The following is a 14,373-nucleotide window of genomic DNA, read 5'->3' as shown; positions in this document are numbered from 1 at the left end:
CGACCGCGCCGCCACCCACGGCACCGCCGGCCGACCCGCGACCGGAGCACCTGGCCGAGCTGGAGCGTATCCAGCGCGCCGTGGCCACCGGCCGACTCAGCGCCCGCGAGGGCCACCAGCGGGTCAGCCGGATCGTCCGCTCCTACGTCGGCGCGGTCAGCGCGCTGCCGGCCGACCGGATGACTCTCGACGACCTGCGCCGGTTGCGCCGGCACGGCGTTCCTCCACGAGAGGAGCTGCTGATCTCGGCGATCGAGCTGATGCATCCACCCTCCTTCGCCCCGACGGAGGAGGGCCACGCCACCGAGCGGTTCGACGACGCCGCCCGTCGCGCCATCGGGGTGGTGACGTCGTGGACCTGACCTGGCCGTGGCTCGGCCTGGCGCTGGCGGCCGCCCTGGTCGTCGTACTGCTGCTGGCCTCGCGGCACGCCGGCCGCCACCACCGGCCCCCGGCCGATCCGGTGCTGATCGCGCACTCCGAGCGGGTCCGACGGCTGCCGCGCTTCCACGCGCTGGCCAGGAGCGCCGCGCGGCTGGCGCGGTGGCAGAGCATCGCGGTGGTGATCGCCGCGGCCGGCGCGATCCTGCTAGCGGCCCGGCCCGCCGCCACCTCGGTCAGCCAGACCAGCCACTCCACCCGGGACATCGTGCTGTGCATGGACGCCTCGGCTTCGATGCTGGACGAGGACGCCGACGTGATCGCCGCCTTCTCCGACATCGTCGACGAGTTGCACGGCGAGCGGATCAGCCTGGTGCTGTGGAGCGATGCCGCGGTGACGGTCTTCCCGCTCACCGACGACTACGCGTTCGTCAAGCGCCAGCTCGACCAGGCCGCCGAGGCCTTCGGCAGCCTGGTCGGTGCCGACGACTACGCCGCCGGCACCTATCTCAACCGGGACCGGGCCTCGATCATCAGCGACGGGATCGTCTCCTGCGTGCAGCGGTTCGACCAGTCCGCCGGTGCCCGCGGCCGGGCGGTGGTCGTGACCTCGGACAACGAGCCGTGGGGGACCTCGCCGCCGCTGTACACCCTGGCCGAGGCGTCGACCTACGCCCAGCGACACCACGTGCGGCTCTACGGGATCGGCGCACCGGACCTCGCCTATCTGCCCGAGCAGCGCACGGAGTTCGCCACCGCGATGACCGACTCCGGCGGCACCTTCTCCCTGCTCGGCGAGGACCGATCGGTGGACTCGATCGTGGCGGGCATCCGCCGGCTGCACACCCGGACCGTGCTGGACCCGCCGGTGATCAGCCGCGCCGACCGACCCGGGATGGCCATTGCCCTCACCGGGGTCGGGGTGACGATGCTGCTGGCCGGGTGGACGGTCGCGCTCGTCCGTCGCCCGGGCCGGCCGCGAGTCGAGGAGGCCGGGCGGTGAGCGCGCGCGCCACCGCACGGGTCGGTCGCCGGGTGGGCATCGTGCTGCTGATGCTCCTCATCCTGGCGCGACCCGGCTGGGGGCACGAGACGGTGCGGATCAGGTCCAGCAGCCTGGACGTGGTGGTGGTCGTCGACCGAACCCGGTCGATGATCGCCCAGGACGGTCCGGGCCACCGGCCACGCCTCGACCTGGTGCGCCGGGACCTGCGGTCGCTGGCCGGGGCCCTGCCCGGGGTGCGCTTCGCCGCGGTGAGCTTCGGTGGCGAGGTGGTGCGCACCGAGCTGCCGTTCACCACCGACGTCGCGGCGTTCGACGCCTTCGTCGACGCGCTCCAGGTGGAGGGACAGTACGACGGGGTCGGGTCACGGATCGATGCCCCGCTGCGCACCGTCTCCAGGCTGCTGGCGGAGGATGCCGGCAGCCATCCCGATCGGCGCCGGATCGTCGTACTGGTCAGCGACGGGGAGAACACCGCCCCCGGCGACCAGGCCTCGTTCGTGCCATGGACCACGCACGCCGACGGAGGGGTGGTGCTCGGCTACGGCACCACCCCGGGCGGTCCGATGCTGCAGGATCAGGACCGTCCGTCCGAGGGATACGTGAGTGATCCCTCGGACCCGGGCCAGGACGCGATCTCGCACTACGACGGCGACAACCTGGCCGAGGTCGCCGATCAGCTCGACGTGAAGCTGGTGCACCGCACCGACGCCGACCAGGCCGAGATCAGGGCGATCGCGACCGGCTTCGGCGCCGACGAACGCGACTCCCGCCGCACCACCAGGACACGCGCCGAGCGGACCTACGTCTTCGCCCTCGGACTGCTCCCACTGCTCGCCGCCGAGCTGTGGTCCCAGCGACGGGCGGCGCGCCGAGCCAGGGAGCTGCTGCGATGACCGCCGGGACCGGGGCGGAGAACCCCCGCGCGCGGCGGCGCCGGGTGCTCTACCTGGCCGGGCTGCTGCCGCTGCTGGTGGCGCTCGCCTTCACCGTCGAGGTGGTCACGATGCGCAGCCACGACCGGGCCGGCGGCGACGCCTGGCGCCAGGCGAACGGGCCGCGCGCTTTCGAGGAGTACGACGCCAACCGGGCCGTCAACCTGCTGGAGCCGTGGATCGCGCACTTCGACGCCGGCGACGCCGCCTTCCTCCTCGCCGACCACCAGCGGGCGCGGGACCTGTTCACCGAGGCGCTGCGCAGCGTGCCGAGCGCGCAGGAGTGCACGGTGCGGATCAACCTGGCGCTCGCCGACGAGGCGATCGGCGACGACGCGGCCGCGGACGCCGCCGACGGCGCGGTCGGCGACACCGGGGCCGCGCCCACCGACGCCCAGGACTCCTGGCGCGCCGGCATCGCGGCACTCACCGAGGGTGGGTGCCCCACCGACGCCGGTCAGGGCGAGCGACAGTCGAGACAGGCGGCCGCCGTCAAGGAGCGGCTGGAGCGCAAGCTCGATCCGCCGCCGAGCACCTCCGCGCGGCACCGCCGCCACCCGAAGGACGGTGGCAAGGACCGCGAGAGGTCCACGAAGCATCACCGCCGTCAGCAGCACAAGAACGGCACCTCGAGCGAGAGGAACAGGACCGGCAGGAGCAAGGAGGAGAGGCTGGCCGAGCGCAACCGCCAGGGCAGCCGCGAGCGCGCGAAGCAGCAGAGCGACGACGGCTCGTTCGGCTACGAGCCCAGCTGGTGAGCAGGCCACTCCCTGCGGCTCCACTCCTCCGGCTCGACCCGGATCCCGACCGGCTGGCTGAGCGACCGGCTTCAGCGGCGGCGTACCAGGCGGAGTACGACGAGCAGGGCGAGCAGGCCGCCGAGGACGACCGCCGCCTGCTTGCCGTAGCTCTTGACCAGCACCGGCAGCACGGTCGCGCCGAGGTCGAGCGCGTCGTCGTTCGAGGCGCCGGCCTGGGTAGACCTCGGCTGGGTGGGCTTCGGCTGGGTGGGCTTCGGCTGGGCCGCAGCCGGCTCGGCAGTCACCGGCGTCTCCGAGGCGCTCGGCGGCGGGTTGTCGGCCGGTCCCTCGGCGGCCGCGGTTGCCGCGGCAGACTCCGCCGGTGCGTCCGACGGTGCGTCCGACGACTCGGACGACGACTCGGACGACGCCGCGGGCGCCTCGGCAGCCGACTCGTCCGCGGCCGGCTCCTCGACGGCCGACTTCTTCTCCAGGCACGCCACGAACTGCCCCAGCAGCTTGTCCGAGACGTCCTGCATCACACCACGGCCGAACTGCGCCGGCTTCCCGGTGATGGACAGGTCGGTGACCACCTCGACCGACGTGCCGGCCTCCGCCGCGGCCATGGTGATGGTCGCCGTGGCACCCGCCGTACCGTTGCCGCGCTTGTCGCGTCCCTTCGCCTCGACGACCAGCCGGTGGGCGGCCTCGTCCTTCTCGGTGAAGGTGCCGGAGCCGGCGTAGACCAGCGCGATCGGGCCCAGCTTGACCTTGACGGTGCCCTCGAAGGAGTCCCCCTCGGCGGAGGTCACCTGGGCGCCGGGGAAGCACTCGGCCAGCCCCGCCACGTCGCCGAAGCTCTCCCAGGTCTCCTCGATCGAGGTCGGGACGGTGAAGCTGTGGGTGAGGTCCAAGGCGTCATCCTTCGATAGCGGCGAGCAGGGCCCGCCGGGTGAGCACGGTTGCCAGATGTGCACGATAGTCCGCGTCACCGTTGAGGTCAGCCGGCGGATCGGTCCCCTCACTCGCCCGCTCGGCCGCGGCCCGTACGGCGTCCGCGGTGGCCGGTTGCCCGACCAGGGCCTGCTCGACCCCGCGCGCCCGCAACGGAGTGCTGCCCATGTTGGTCAGCCCGACCGCGGCGCCGACCACGGTGCCGTCCTCGACCGCGACCGAGGCGCCGACCGCCACGATCGGCCACTGGTGGGCCACCCGGACGAACTTCTCGTAGTGGGCTCCCCAGCCGGTGTGCTTGGGGATCCGGACCGCGGTGAGGATCTCGTCCTCGCCGATCGCGGTCTCGAAGAGCCCGGTGAAGAAGTCGTCGGCCGGCACACGGCGCTCACCGCCCGGCCCGGCGATGAGGAACTCCGCGCCGAGCGCGAGTGCCGGGGCACCGAGGTCCCCGGCCGGGTCGGCATGGGCCAGGGCGCCGCCGAACGTGCCTCGGTGTCGCACCTGTTCATCGGCCACCGTCGCCGTCGCCTCGGCCAGCAGCGCGGCGTGCTCGGCCACCAGGGGATCGGCGGCCACGTCCGCGTGCCGGGTCATCGCTCCGATCCGGATGGCGTCGCCGTCGTCGCCGATGCCCTTCAGCGTGTCGATCCGACCCAGGTCGATGACCCACTCCGGTGCGTTGAGCCGCATCCGGAGGACCGGCAGCAGGCTCTGCCCGCCGGCGATGATCTTGGCCTCGTCGCCGTGCTCGGTGAGCGCCGCCAGCGCCTCGTCGAGGGTCGTCGGGGCCACGTAGTCGAACGGTGCGGGGATCACTGGTCTGCTCCTGCCTGTGCGCCGGTTGCGTCCTGGATCGCCCGCCACACCCGGGCGGGCGTGGCCGGCATGACGATGTCGCGGATGCCGAGCGGTCGCAGGGCGTCGACCACCGCGTTGATCACCGCCGGGGTGGAGGCGATGGTGCCGGCCTCGCCCACCCCCTTGGCACCCAGCGAGTTGGTGGTCGCCGGAGTGGTGGTGTGCTCGACCCCGAAGCTGATCGTGTCGGCGGCGGTGGGCAGCAGGTAGTCGACGAACGAGCCGGTCACCAGGGTGCCGGCATCGTCGTAGATCGCCTCCTCCCACAGCGCCTGGGCGATGCCCTGGACCAGTCCGCCGTGCACCTGCCCGGAGACGATCAGCGGGTTGATCACCACGCCGATGTCGTCGCAGCAGACGTAGTAGCGGAGCCTGACCCGGCCGGTCTCGGTGTCGACCTCGACGGCACACAGATGGGTGCCGTGCGGGTAGTTGAAGTTGACCGGGTCGAAGGTGGCCTCGGCATCGATGCTCGGCTCGACCCCGTCGGGCAGGTGGTGCGCGGCGAAGGCGGCCAACGCGACCTCGGCGATGCCGACACCCTGGTCGGTGCCGCGGACGCTGAACCTGCCGCCGGCGAAGTCGATGTCGTCGACGCTGGCCTCGAGCAGGTGGGCAGCGATCGGCGTGGCCCTCTCGATCACCTTGTCGGTGGCCCGCACCAGCGCCTCGCCGCCGACCACCAGCGATCGCGAGCCGTAGGTGTCGAGGCCCTTGGCGGCGATCTGGGTGTCGCCGTGCAGCACCTCGACGTCCTCGAACGGCACGCCGAGCCGGTCGGCCACGATCTGGCTGAAGGCGGTCTCATGGCCCTGCCCGTGCGCGCTGGCCCCGGTGATCACCTCGACCTTGCCGGTGGCGAGCATCCGGATCTCGGCGTGCTCCCAGCCGCCGGCACCGTAGTCCAGCGAGCCGAGCACCCGGCTCGGCGCCAGACCGCACATCTCGGTGAAGGTGGAGACGCCGATGCCGAGCTGTACCCGGTCGCCGCTGGCGCGGCGCTGGGCCTGCTCGGCGCGCAGGGCGTCGTACCCGAAGGTCTCCTTGGCCTTGGCGGTGGCCGCCTCGTAGTTGCCGGAGTCGTACTGCAGCCCGGAGACGGTGGTGAAGGGGAACTCCTCGTGCCTGATCCAGTTCTTCTCCCGGACGACGAACGGGTCGACGCCCAGCTCGGCGGCGAGCTCGTCCATCATCCGTTCGATGCCGAAGGTGGCCTCCGGGCGACCGGCGCCGCGGTAGGCGTCGGTCCAGGCGGTGTTGGTGAAGACGGTCTGGCAGCTGAAGTGGTAGGCCGGGAACTTGTAGATCGCGTTGAACATGAACGCGCCGAGCACCGGCACTCCCCCGCCGACCAGGGCGACGTGCGCACCGAGGTTGGCGACCAGCTCCACCTTGAGCCCGGTGACCCGGCCGTCCCGGGTGGCGGCCAGGGTCAGCCGCTGGATCTGGTCGCGACCGTGATGGGCGGCCTGCAACGACTCCGAGCGGGTCTCGGTGTACTTCACCGGCCTGCCGAGTCGCCGGGCGAGGGCGAAGACCAGCATCTCCTCGGGGGTCTGCTGCAGCTTGCCGCCGAACCCGCCGCCGACGTCGGGAGCGATCACCCGGATCTTGGACTCCGGCACACCGGTGGTGGCGGCCAGGGCGAAGCGGAGCACGTGCGGGATCTGGGTGGCGCTCCACATGGTGATCTGCTCGCCGGTCGGGTCGACCACCGTCGAGCGGGGCTCCATGAACGCCGGGATGAGCCGCTGCTGGCGGAACTCCCGCTCGATCACGATGCCGTCGGCGCGCGCGGCCTCGATCGCCTCCTCGACGTCGCCGCCGGTGCCGGCCTCGGCGCTGTCGAAGGCCCAGAGCGCGCTCTTGTTGGTGCCCAGCTCCGGGTGGGCGAGGACCGAGTCGGTGACCGCCTCGGCCAGGTCGACCACCGCCGGGAGCTCGTCGTAGTCCACCTCGACGAGCTCGGCGGCGTCGCGGGCCTCGGCCGCGGAGCGGGCGACCACGACGGCGACGATCTCGCCGGCGAAGCTGACCCGGTCGCCGGCGATCGGAGTGTGCACCGGAGCCTTCTGCTCGGGCGTGATCGGCCAGGCGTTGATGCAGACGCCGAGGCTGTCGTCCAGGTCGGCGGCGGTGATCACGGTGACGACGCCGACCGCCTCCCGGGCGGCCTCGGTGTCGATGCCGGTGATGGTGGCGTGGGAGAACGGGCTGCGCACCATCGCCAGGTGCAGCATGCCCGGCAACGTGATGTTGTCGGTCCAGCGGGTGCGGCCGGTGATCAGCCGAGCGTCCTCCTTGCGCCGGCGGTCGCGACCGATCTCCGGGGTCGCCTCCGGCGGAGTCCGTACGGCGGTCACGGCTCGCTCACCCCGGCCGTCGCGTCCTCCAGTTGGCCGGAGGCGTACTGCACCGCCCGGACGATGTTGTGGTAGCCGGTGCAGCGACACAGGTTGCCCTCGAGCCCCTCGCGGATCTCGGTCTCGGTGGGCTTCGGGTTGCGGTTGAGCAGGTCGACGCTCTGCATGATCATTCCCGGCGTGCAGTAGCCGCATTGCAGGCCGTGACACTCACGGAACGCCTCCTGGACCGGATGCAGGTCCGCGCCGGCGGTGGCGGCCAGCCCCTCGATGGTGGTGATCTCGTGGCCGTCCGCCTGGACCGCGAGCATGTTGCAGGACTTCACCGACTCGCCGTCGAGATGGACCGTGCAGGCGCCGCAGTTGCTGGTGTCGCAGCCGACGACGGTTCCGGTCTTGCCGAGGGTCTCGCGCAGATAGTGCACCAACAGGGTGCGGGGTTCGACGTCGTCGGAGACCAGCATTCCGTCGACCCTCAGGCTGATCCGAGCCATGGACACTCCATCCTCACGGGCCGGGGAATCGCCGACTCCCGGCCGCCAACGTGGTCGAGGTCACCGTAGGTCCGCGAGGGTTGGTGGATCGTTGGCTCGGCTCAGCCGGCGATCAGCCCTTCGCTGACCAGCCAGTCATAGGCCACGTCGCCCGGTTCGCGACCGTCCACGTCCACCTCCGCGTTGAGCTGGGCGATGACCTTGTTGGTGAGCCTCTTGCTGACCGGCGCGAACAGATCGGTGAGCTGTGGATACTCCGTCAACAGGTCCTTGCGGATGACCAGCGAGCCGTTGTACTTCGGGAAGAAGCTCTTGTCGTCCTGGAGCGCCGTCAGGTGCAGGGCGTTGATCCGGCCATCGGTGGTGAACACCTCGCCGAAGGTGCACTGACCCTTGGCGGTGGCGTCGTAGATCGCGCCGGTCTGCAGGGTGAGCAGGTTGGAGCGCGGGATCCCGCCGGACTCCCCGAGCGGCAGGCCGTAGGTCTGCAGCATGCCCTTCAGCCCGTCGGGACGGTCGGTGAACTCCGACTCGACGCAGAACGTGCGGTCCGCGGCCGGCACCTTCGACATCTGCGACAGCTTGGTGATGCCGTACTTCTTCGCCGTCGCCTGGTTGATGGCCATGGTGTAGGTGTCGTTCATCGGCGTCGGCGGCAGCCACACCAGGTCGTTCTCGGCGAGGTCCTCGTCGCGGACGGCGACGTACTGCTTGTGCGAGTTGGCGATCGGCTTGTCGTGGTTGAGGTAGGTCAGCCACGCGGTGCCGGTGTACTCCCACATCATCTGCACCTGGCCGACCAGCTGCGCCTGCCGCGCCGCCGCGCTGCCCGGGATGTTCGTCAGGTCCTTGACGTCGGCACCGGCCGACTTGAGCAGGATGACGGTCATCTTGCCGAGCAATACCTGCTCGGTGAAGTTCTTCGAGCCGACCGCGATGCTCGCTCCGTCGAGTCGCTTCACTCCGGCGACGGGACCGGCCAGCGTCCCGGACGCGGTGTAGCCGCCGGCGGTGCCCAGACCGATCCCACAGCCGGAAAGCGTCAACGCCAGGATGGCCACCAGCGTGGCGAGCGGCGCGCGCATGGCCCTCGTTCGGCGAGTCCGCGCGCTCATCAGATCCCCTTCGGCCGGAAGACGACCTCGAGCACGCGGCCGGCCCACTCGACCAGCAGGGCGAGCAGCGCGATCAGCACCGCGGCCGCGACCATCACCGGGAAGCGGAACAGCGTGATGCCCGAGTCCAGCGCGCCGCCCAGGCCGCCCGCGCCGATGAAGGTCACCAGCGCCGCCGTGCCGACGACCAGGACGAGTGCGGTGCGGATCCCGGCCATGATCACCGGCAGGGCCAGCGGCAGCTCGATCCGGAGGAGTACGGCGGCCGCGGACATGCCGAGGCCACGACCCGCCTCGACGAGTGTCTGGTCGACGCCCTGCAGCCCGGTGATGGTGTTGCGCAGCACCGGCAGCAGACCGTAGAGGCTCAGCCCCAGGATCGCGGTCCAGAAGCCGAAGCCGAGCCACATCGCCAGCAGCACCAGCAGCCCGATCGACGGCGCCGCCTGGCCGGTGTTGGCGACGGCGACCACGAAGGGGGCGATCGCCTTGGCCCGGCCGCGGGTGACCAGGACGCCGAGCGGCACCGCGACCGCCACCACGATCGCCGACGAGACGACGGTCAGCTTGACGTGCTGCCACAGTTCGCCGCGGATGGCCGGCCAGGCCAGTGCGGAGCGTTCGATGGAGTCGAGGTCCGCACTCTGACGCCACCAGACGTACCCCCCGAAGACCAGCAGGACCACCAAGGGCAGCACCCACAGCATGCCGAAGGACTCGCCGTCACCGCGCGTGTCACGTCGGCGCCGCCGCCGCGGCGGACGATCTCCCTTCGGGAGCTCGACGGTGGCTCCTGGGCTCACCGAGTGTTCGGTCACGGCGTGCCCTCCCCGGTGGGCGCGTAGCCCGTCGGCTGCGTGGCCGAGGATCCGACCACCTCGGCGGCGTGCTTCTCCACCGCCCGCATGTGCTCGGTCACGCTGTCGAAGTCGATGATGCCGAGATACTGGTCCCGGTCGCCGCAGACGAGCGCGCCGCCGTGGCTGGAGGTGAGCATCGTGTCCAGCGCGTCGTTGAGCGTGGCACGGTGGTCGAGGGTGATCAGTGACTCGCGGTCTCCGGGCTGCACCTGCGACGAGCGCCGCAACTGGCGCAGGAACCGCCAGGCCACCGGCCGGTTGCGATCATCCAGGATCACCACCGAGGCGTCGCCGGCCTGCTCGGCCCGGGCGACCACGTCGGCGCTCTCCTCACCCACCCGAGCCGTCGTCCTGATAGACAGCTCGATGGCGGAGACACGGGTCAGGGAGAGCTGCTTGAGGCCCGACCCCGAGCCGACGAAGTCATCGACGAAGTCGTTCGCCGGTGCCGCCAGGATCGTCTCCGGGGTGTCGTACTGCGCGACCCGTGCCTGCTCGGCGAGGATCAGCACCCGGTCACCGAGCTTGACCGCCTCGTCGATGTCGTGGGTGACCATGACGATCGTCTTGCGAAGCTCGCGCTGGATGCTGAGCAGCTCGTCCTGGAGCCGCTGTCGGGTGATCGGGTCGACCGCGCCGAACGGCTCGTCCATCAAGATCACCGGTGGGTCCGCCGCCAGGCCGCGGGCGACGCCGACCCGCTGCTGCTGCCCGCCGGAGAGCTCGCGCGGGTATCGGTCGCGATAGCGCTCCGGATCGAGGCCGACGAGATCGAGCAGCTCGTCGACGCGTTCGGCGATCCGGCCCTTCGACCAGCCGAGCATCCTGGGCACGATCGCGATGTTCTTCGCCACGCTCATGTGGGGAAACAGGCTGCCGCCCTGGATCACGTAGCCGATGCTGCGGCGCAGCTCGTCGGCGCCCTTGCCGCGGATGTCCTCACCGTCGATCCTGATGGTGCCCGAAGTCGGCTCGATGAGGCGGTTGATCATCTTCAGCGAGGTCGTCTTGCCGCAGCCCGACGGGCCCACGAACATGACCACCTCGCCGGCCGGAATGGTGAGGCTCAAGGAGTCGACCGCCGGGGCCTTCTGCCCCGGATACCGTTTGACGACGTTGTCGAGGGTGATCTCGACCCCACTGATGGTGTCCGAATGGGTGGTATCGGTCATGAGGCGCGGATCCCCTTCGAGATGGTGAGTCGGCCGAGCAGAAGAAGCAGCAGGTCGAGCGCGAGCGCGAGGATGACGATGGCGAGCGTGGCGACCAGCGCGTAGTTGACCGCATTGGTGCCGCCCACCTGGGCCAGGCCGGTGAAGATGTAGCTCCCCAGTCCGGGACCGAGGACCAACGCCGCGATCGCTGCCACGCCCATCGACATCTGCAACGAGACGCGGATGCCGGCCAGGATCACCGGCCAGGCCAGCGGCACCTTGATCCTGGCCAGGATCGCGATCTCGCCCATCCCCATCCCACGCGCCGACTCGATCAGGGTGGCGTCGACCCCGTCGAGACCGACCACCGCGTTCCGCAGGATCGGGAAGATGGCGTAGAAGCAGACGCAGATGAGCGCGGTGTTCGCGCCGATGTGCGTCAGCGGCAACAACAGTCCGATCAGGGCGAAGGACGGGATGGTGAGCCCGATCGCACTCAACGAGTTGGCGGTCGGCGCGGTCGGGATGCCGAGGATCCTCGGGAACGTGGTCACCAGGACCGCCAGCACCACCGCGATCACCATGGCGATGATGACCGCCAGCACTACCAGGTAGACGTGCTGGAACGCGTCGTACAGGATCTGCTGGTGGCGGTCCTTGATGAAGTCCCACACGTCCTATGCGCCTCCCTGGTCGAGCGTCTCGGGTCCAGATCGGTCATCCACTTAATCACAAACGAGCGGAACCACCGATCACCCGGCGCGTCGCGCAGCCCCCGCGAGACGCTCCGGACCGGTGCTGACCTCCCGGAACACTCGAGGTGTCGGGCCACCCCCTTGAGCCTCGACGTCGACCTGGGCTTCATGCGGTGGCTGACGATTGCGTTGCCTGCCGATCCGGCCGGCATCTGCTGCTCGAGGTCCCCGGTCCACCGGGCCACTCGGAGGAGACCGCTGCGCAGGTCCGAGACCTGGTCACCGAGGGCGTCCTCGGTGTCGCCGCGATCCTCACCACCGACGACTGCCAGAGGACCTACGACGAGCTCTGGGCCAAGGACGTCGAGTTCACCGAGGAGCCGACTGAGGAGCCGTACGGCGTCGACTGCGCGCTGCGCGATCCGTTCGGCAACCACCTGACCACCATGTGCCTCTGCTCACCGCCGTCGCAGCGCCCATGTGGCTCTGTTCGCCGGAGCCCGAGGGCCCATTTGCCTCTGCTCACCGAGGCTTGAAGGTCCATTTGGCTCTGTTCGGTCAGCGGGCGGCGGCGAGCCGGGCGCGGAGCAGGGGCAATGCGGGGTGGGAGCGGGCGCCGAGGTCATGCAGGCAGGCCTCCACCACCTGGGTGTCGTAGGGCGCACGCTGGGCGTAGTCGAGGACGGCTTCAGGCTCGGGGTCGGCCAGCAGCGCCTCGCGCAGCGCGACGGCGACGTACTCGGCGAGCTCGGTCAGGGCGGGGCTGTTGGTGCCGGGGAGCAGGTCGCCGCCGTACGCCTCCACCGCCGCACGGACCTTGCGCTGCCGGATCAGCGCGAGCACGTGCTCGACGTCGGTGTCCACCGGCATCAGCAACCGGTACGGCCGCGAGGCGAGCTGGCCGCCGAGCGCGTGCCGCAGGTGCGAGACCTCCGCCTTGAGGGTGGAGACGGTGACCGCCTGGTCGCCATAGACCATCGCGTGCAGCTGATCCAGTGAGAGCCCGTCGGGGTGCAGCGCGAGCAGTGCCAGGATCTCGGTCTGGCGCCGGTTGAGCAGCAGCCGCTGGCCGTCGAGCCGGGTCTCCGCGGTGCCCAACAGGGTCATCACCAACCCGGGCGCGAAGATCTCCTCGGGGCCGGCGCGACGCGGCGAGCGCGCGGGGAGCGCGGTCTCGATCAGCCGGGCCATCACCTGCGCGGTGGCCAGCCCGATCGGATGGCTGCGGTCCCAGGTGGTGGACAGGTCGAGCACGCCGAGCTGCCGTCCGGTCCCGGGCTCGTGCACCGGGGCCGCCCAGCAGACCCAGTTGTGCACCACCTGGGCGTAGTGCTCGGCGCTGAACACCATCGCCGGGGCGTCCTGTCTCCCGGCCAGGTCGAGCGCGTTCGTGCCGACCGACTCGTCGTCCCACAGCCCGCCCGGGACGAAGTTGACCCGCTCCGCCTTGCGACGCATCACCCGGCCGCCGTAGGTCCACAGGATCCGGGTGTCCGGATCGGTGACGGCGATGACCAGGTCGCCGTCCTCGGCGGTACGGCGAAGATCCGACTCGACCCGCTCGACAGCGATCTGCAGCGCCGAGCCGCGCCAGTACTCCCTGGTCTCGTCCTCGTCGGCCAGCGGCGCCTCGGCGACATCGATGCTCAGCGCCGCGCCGGAACGGGTCCAGCTCGACCAGATCTCCGGGCGCACCAGCCGGGCCGCCTCGTCACCGCGTTCCACGAACGTGTTCCAGGCGTGCATCGCCTCGAGTCGGCGCTGCTGCAGGTCTGGCCTGACCATGCACCCTCCTGGGGCCGAGTGCGAACCACCGGCCGAGCCGGCACCGCCGAGACTACTCCGGACTCCTCCGGCCGGGTCCGCCCTCCGGCCGGTCACCTCGGCCGGTCACCTCAGGTAGTCGCGCAGCCCGCGCATGGCCTCGTCCACCAGCGCCGGGAGGGCAGTGCCGGGATGGTCGAGCCAGGTCTCGTAGGCCGACAGGGCGAGCGCCAGCGACACCTGCGCGACGGTGCGCGGGTGGAGGTCGTCGGGGCTCGTCCCGGTGCGGCGGGCGACGTACTCGGCGATCACCCGGCGCCACTCGGCGTAGCGCAGCACCGAGTGCGCCTGCAGCTCCGGGGTGGTGAGGATCAGCCGCATCCGGTCCCGATGCGTGGGGCTCGCATCGCGAGGGAAGTCGTTGAAGTCGACCACCGCCCGGTGCACCGCCTCGTGCAGCGGGAGGTCGGCGGGCTGTTCGTCGAGCAGCTGCCGGAAGTGCGCGAGGGTCAGGTCGAAGCGACCCCACGGGATGTCGTTCTTCGACCGGTAGTAGCGCGCGATGGTCCGCCGGCCCACCCCGACCTCCGCGGCGATCGCGTCGAGGGTGGTGGCCGCGAACCCACCGGTGGCGAAGAGCCGGAAGGCGGCCCGCTCGATCTCGCCGTGCGAGGTCGCCGCGGGGCGTCCGCGGAGCGAGGACCGCGACTCTCCGCCGACGACCACCGGGGCCTGAGGCGGCTGCGAAACGGCTGGACCGGGCATCACACAAGTCTCTCACTCGTCGCGTCGAGGGCTCCACGCGCCACCTACCCGATCGGGTAGTGACTTTTGGCCCTCCGTGTCAATATTGTGGGTGGGGTCACACTCCGTGACAACCCCATCACCGACGAGGAGGACGGCATGACACCCAGCACCGCAGTCACCGAGAACGAGCAGACGGAGCTCACCGGGGCCACCGGGTCCGAGCAGGAGCTCACCGCCGACGCCCTGATCGAGGAGGTCTCGATCGACGGCATGTGCGGCGTCTACTGAGCCGGCCGGCACCGAGAGG

General features: G+C 71.0%; 16 protein-coding genes. 6 read left to right on the top strand and 10 right to left on the bottom strand.

Annotated elements, in window-relative coordinates:
• The 4 genes from QM638_RS13670 to QM638_RS13655 form a co-directional block, all read left to right on the top strand.
• Positions 1-362: hypothetical protein (locus QM638_RS13670; protein ID WP_415142574.1), on the top strand; the 362-nt coding region annotated here is incomplete at its 5' end.
• Entirely contained in the window at positions 353-1,384 is a 1,032-nt protein-coding gene (locus QM638_RS13665; RefSeq protein WP_415142572.1) for a VWA domain-containing protein, read from the top strand. The genes QM638_RS13670 and QM638_RS13665, both read left to right, overlap by 10 nt.
• Positions 1,381-2,280 (top strand): vWA domain-containing protein, encoded by a 900-nt coding sequence (locus QM638_RS13660; protein WP_415142570.1) that lies wholly within the window; start codon positions 1,381-1,383, stop codon positions 2,278-2,280. The genes QM638_RS13665 and QM638_RS13660 overlap by 4 nt, the downstream gene beginning before the upstream one ends.
• Positions 2,277-3,077, top strand: coding sequence for a hypothetical protein (locus QM638_RS13655; protein ID WP_415142568.1), 801 nt, complete (start codon positions 2,277-2,279; stop codon positions 3,075-3,077). Before QM638_RS13660 ends, QM638_RS13655 begins: the two co-directional genes overlap by 4 nt.
• 71 nt (positions 3,078-3,148) lie before the next feature.
• On the opposite strand, the gene QM638_RS13650 is transcribed toward QM638_RS13655, so the two are convergent.
• From QM638_RS13650 to QM638_RS13615, 8 genes are all read right to left on the bottom strand, one after another.
• On the bottom strand, positions 3,149-3,973 hold the full coding sequence (locus QM638_RS13650) for an SRPBCC family protein (RefSeq protein ID WP_415142566.1): 825 nt from the start codon (positions 3,971-3,973) through the stop codon (positions 3,149-3,151).
• A gap of 4 nt (positions 3,974-3,977) precedes the next feature.
• A complete protein-coding gene (locus QM638_RS13645; protein ID WP_415142564.1) occupies positions 3,978-4,832 on the bottom strand; it encodes an FAD binding domain-containing protein in 855 nt (284 codons plus the stop codon).
• The gene (locus QM638_RS13640) at positions 4,829-7,237 is read right to left on the bottom strand and encodes a xanthine dehydrogenase family protein molybdopterin-binding subunit (RefSeq protein WP_415142562.1); all 2,409 of its coding nucleotides are present in this window, start codon (positions 7,235-7,237) and stop codon (positions 4,829-4,831) included. The genes QM638_RS13645 and QM638_RS13640 overlap by 4 nt, the downstream gene beginning before the upstream one ends.
• The gene (locus tag QM638_RS13635) at positions 7,234-7,731 is read right to left on the bottom strand and encodes a (2Fe-2S)-binding protein (protein ID WP_415142560.1); all 498 of its coding nucleotides are present in this window, start codon (positions 7,729-7,731) and stop codon (positions 7,234-7,236) included. Before QM638_RS13635 ends, QM638_RS13640 begins: the two co-directional genes overlap by 4 nt.
• 101 nt (positions 7,732-7,832) lie before the next feature.
• A complete protein-coding gene (locus QM638_RS13630) occupies positions 7,833-8,816 on the bottom strand; it encodes a glycine betaine ABC transporter substrate-binding protein (protein WP_415142558.1) in 984 nt (327 codons plus the stop codon).
• Between the two features lie 29 nt (positions 8,817-8,845).
• Positions 8,846-9,664 carry an ABC transporter permease gene (locus tag QM638_RS13625; protein ID WP_415142556.1) on the bottom strand — a complete coding sequence of 273 codons (819 nt, stop codon included), beginning with the start codon at positions 9,662-9,664 and terminating at the stop codon, positions 8,846-8,848.
• The gene (locus tag QM638_RS13620) at positions 9,661-10,878 is read right to left on the bottom strand and encodes an ABC transporter ATP-binding protein (protein WP_415142554.1); all 1,218 of its coding nucleotides are present in this window, start codon (positions 10,876-10,878) and stop codon (positions 9,661-9,663) included. Before QM638_RS13620 ends, QM638_RS13625 begins: the two co-directional genes overlap by 4 nt.
• Positions 10,875-11,534: an ABC transporter permease gene (locus QM638_RS13615; protein WP_415142552.1), complete on the bottom strand. Its 660-nt coding sequence runs from the start codon at positions 11,532-11,534 to the stop codon at positions 10,875-10,877. The genes QM638_RS13620 and QM638_RS13615 overlap by 4 nt, the downstream gene beginning before the upstream one ends.
• A gap of 194 nt (positions 11,535-11,728) precedes the next feature.
• Between QM638_RS13615 and QM638_RS13610 the strand changes: the two genes are divergently transcribed.
• Positions 11,729-12,091, top strand: coding sequence for a VOC family protein (locus QM638_RS13610; protein ID WP_415142550.1), 363 nt, complete (start codon positions 11,729-11,731; stop codon positions 12,089-12,091).
• Between the two features lie 22 nt (positions 12,092-12,113).
• On the opposite strand, the gene QM638_RS13605 is transcribed toward QM638_RS13610, so the two are convergent.
• The gene (locus QM638_RS13605; protein WP_415142548.1) at positions 12,114-13,340 is read right to left on the bottom strand and encodes a transcriptional regulator; all 1,227 of its coding nucleotides are present in this window, start codon (positions 13,338-13,340) and stop codon (positions 12,114-12,116) included.
• 105 nt (positions 13,341-13,445) lie between these two features.
• Positions 13,446-14,084, bottom strand: a complete 639-nt coding sequence (mftR, locus tag QM638_RS13600) for a mycofactocin system transcriptional regulator (RefSeq protein WP_415142546.1) — start codon at positions 14,082-14,084, stop codon at positions 13,446-13,448.
• 138 nt (positions 14,085-14,222) lie between these two features.
• Between mftR and mftA the strand changes: the two genes are divergently transcribed.
• Positions 14,223-14,354 carry a mycofactocin precursor MftA gene (gene mftA / locus QM638_RS13595; protein WP_415142544.1) on the top strand — a complete coding sequence of 44 codons (132 nt, stop codon included), beginning with the start codon at positions 14,223-14,225 and terminating at the stop codon, positions 14,352-14,354.
• The last annotated feature ends 19 nt before the right edge of the window (positions 14,355-14,373 follow it).

Source organism: Nocardioides sp. (genome assembly GCF_047606145.1).
Taxonomy (GTDB): Bacteria; Actinomycetota; Actinomycetes; order Propionibacteriales; family Nocardioidaceae; genus Nocardioides.
Note: the sequence above shows the minus strand (reverse complement) of the source record. Positions and strands in the feature narration are given on the sequence as shown.

Excerpts from the sequence above, each read along its gene's own strand:
- QM638_RS13655 (WP_415142568.1), top strand. The coding sequence starts at position 2,277 with ATGACCGCCGGGACCGGGGCGGAGAACCCCCGCGCGCGGCGGCGCCGG.
- QM638_RS13635 (WP_415142560.1), bottom strand. The coding sequence starts at position 7,731 with ATGGCTCGGATCAGCCTGAGGGTCGACGGAATGCTGGTCTCCGACGAC.
- QM638_RS13630 (WP_415142558.1), bottom strand. The coding sequence starts at position 8,816 with ATGCGCGCGCCGCTCGCCACGCTGGTGGCCATCCTGGCGTTGACGCTT.
- QM638_RS13620 (WP_415142554.1), bottom strand. The coding sequence starts at position 10,878 with ATGACCGATACCACCCATTCGGACACCATCAGTGGGGTCGAGATCACC.
- QM638_RS13605 (WP_415142548.1), bottom strand. The coding sequence starts at position 13,340 with ATGGTCAGGCCAGACCTGCAGCAGCGCCGACTCGAGGCGATGCACGCC.
- mftR (WP_415142546.1), bottom strand. The coding sequence starts at position 14,084 with ATGCCCGGTCCAGCCGTTTCGCAGCCGCCTCAGGCCCCGGTGGTCGTC.
- mftA (WP_415142544.1), top strand. The coding sequence starts at position 14,223 with ATGACACCCAGCACCGCAGTCACCGAGAACGAGCAGACGGAGCTCACC.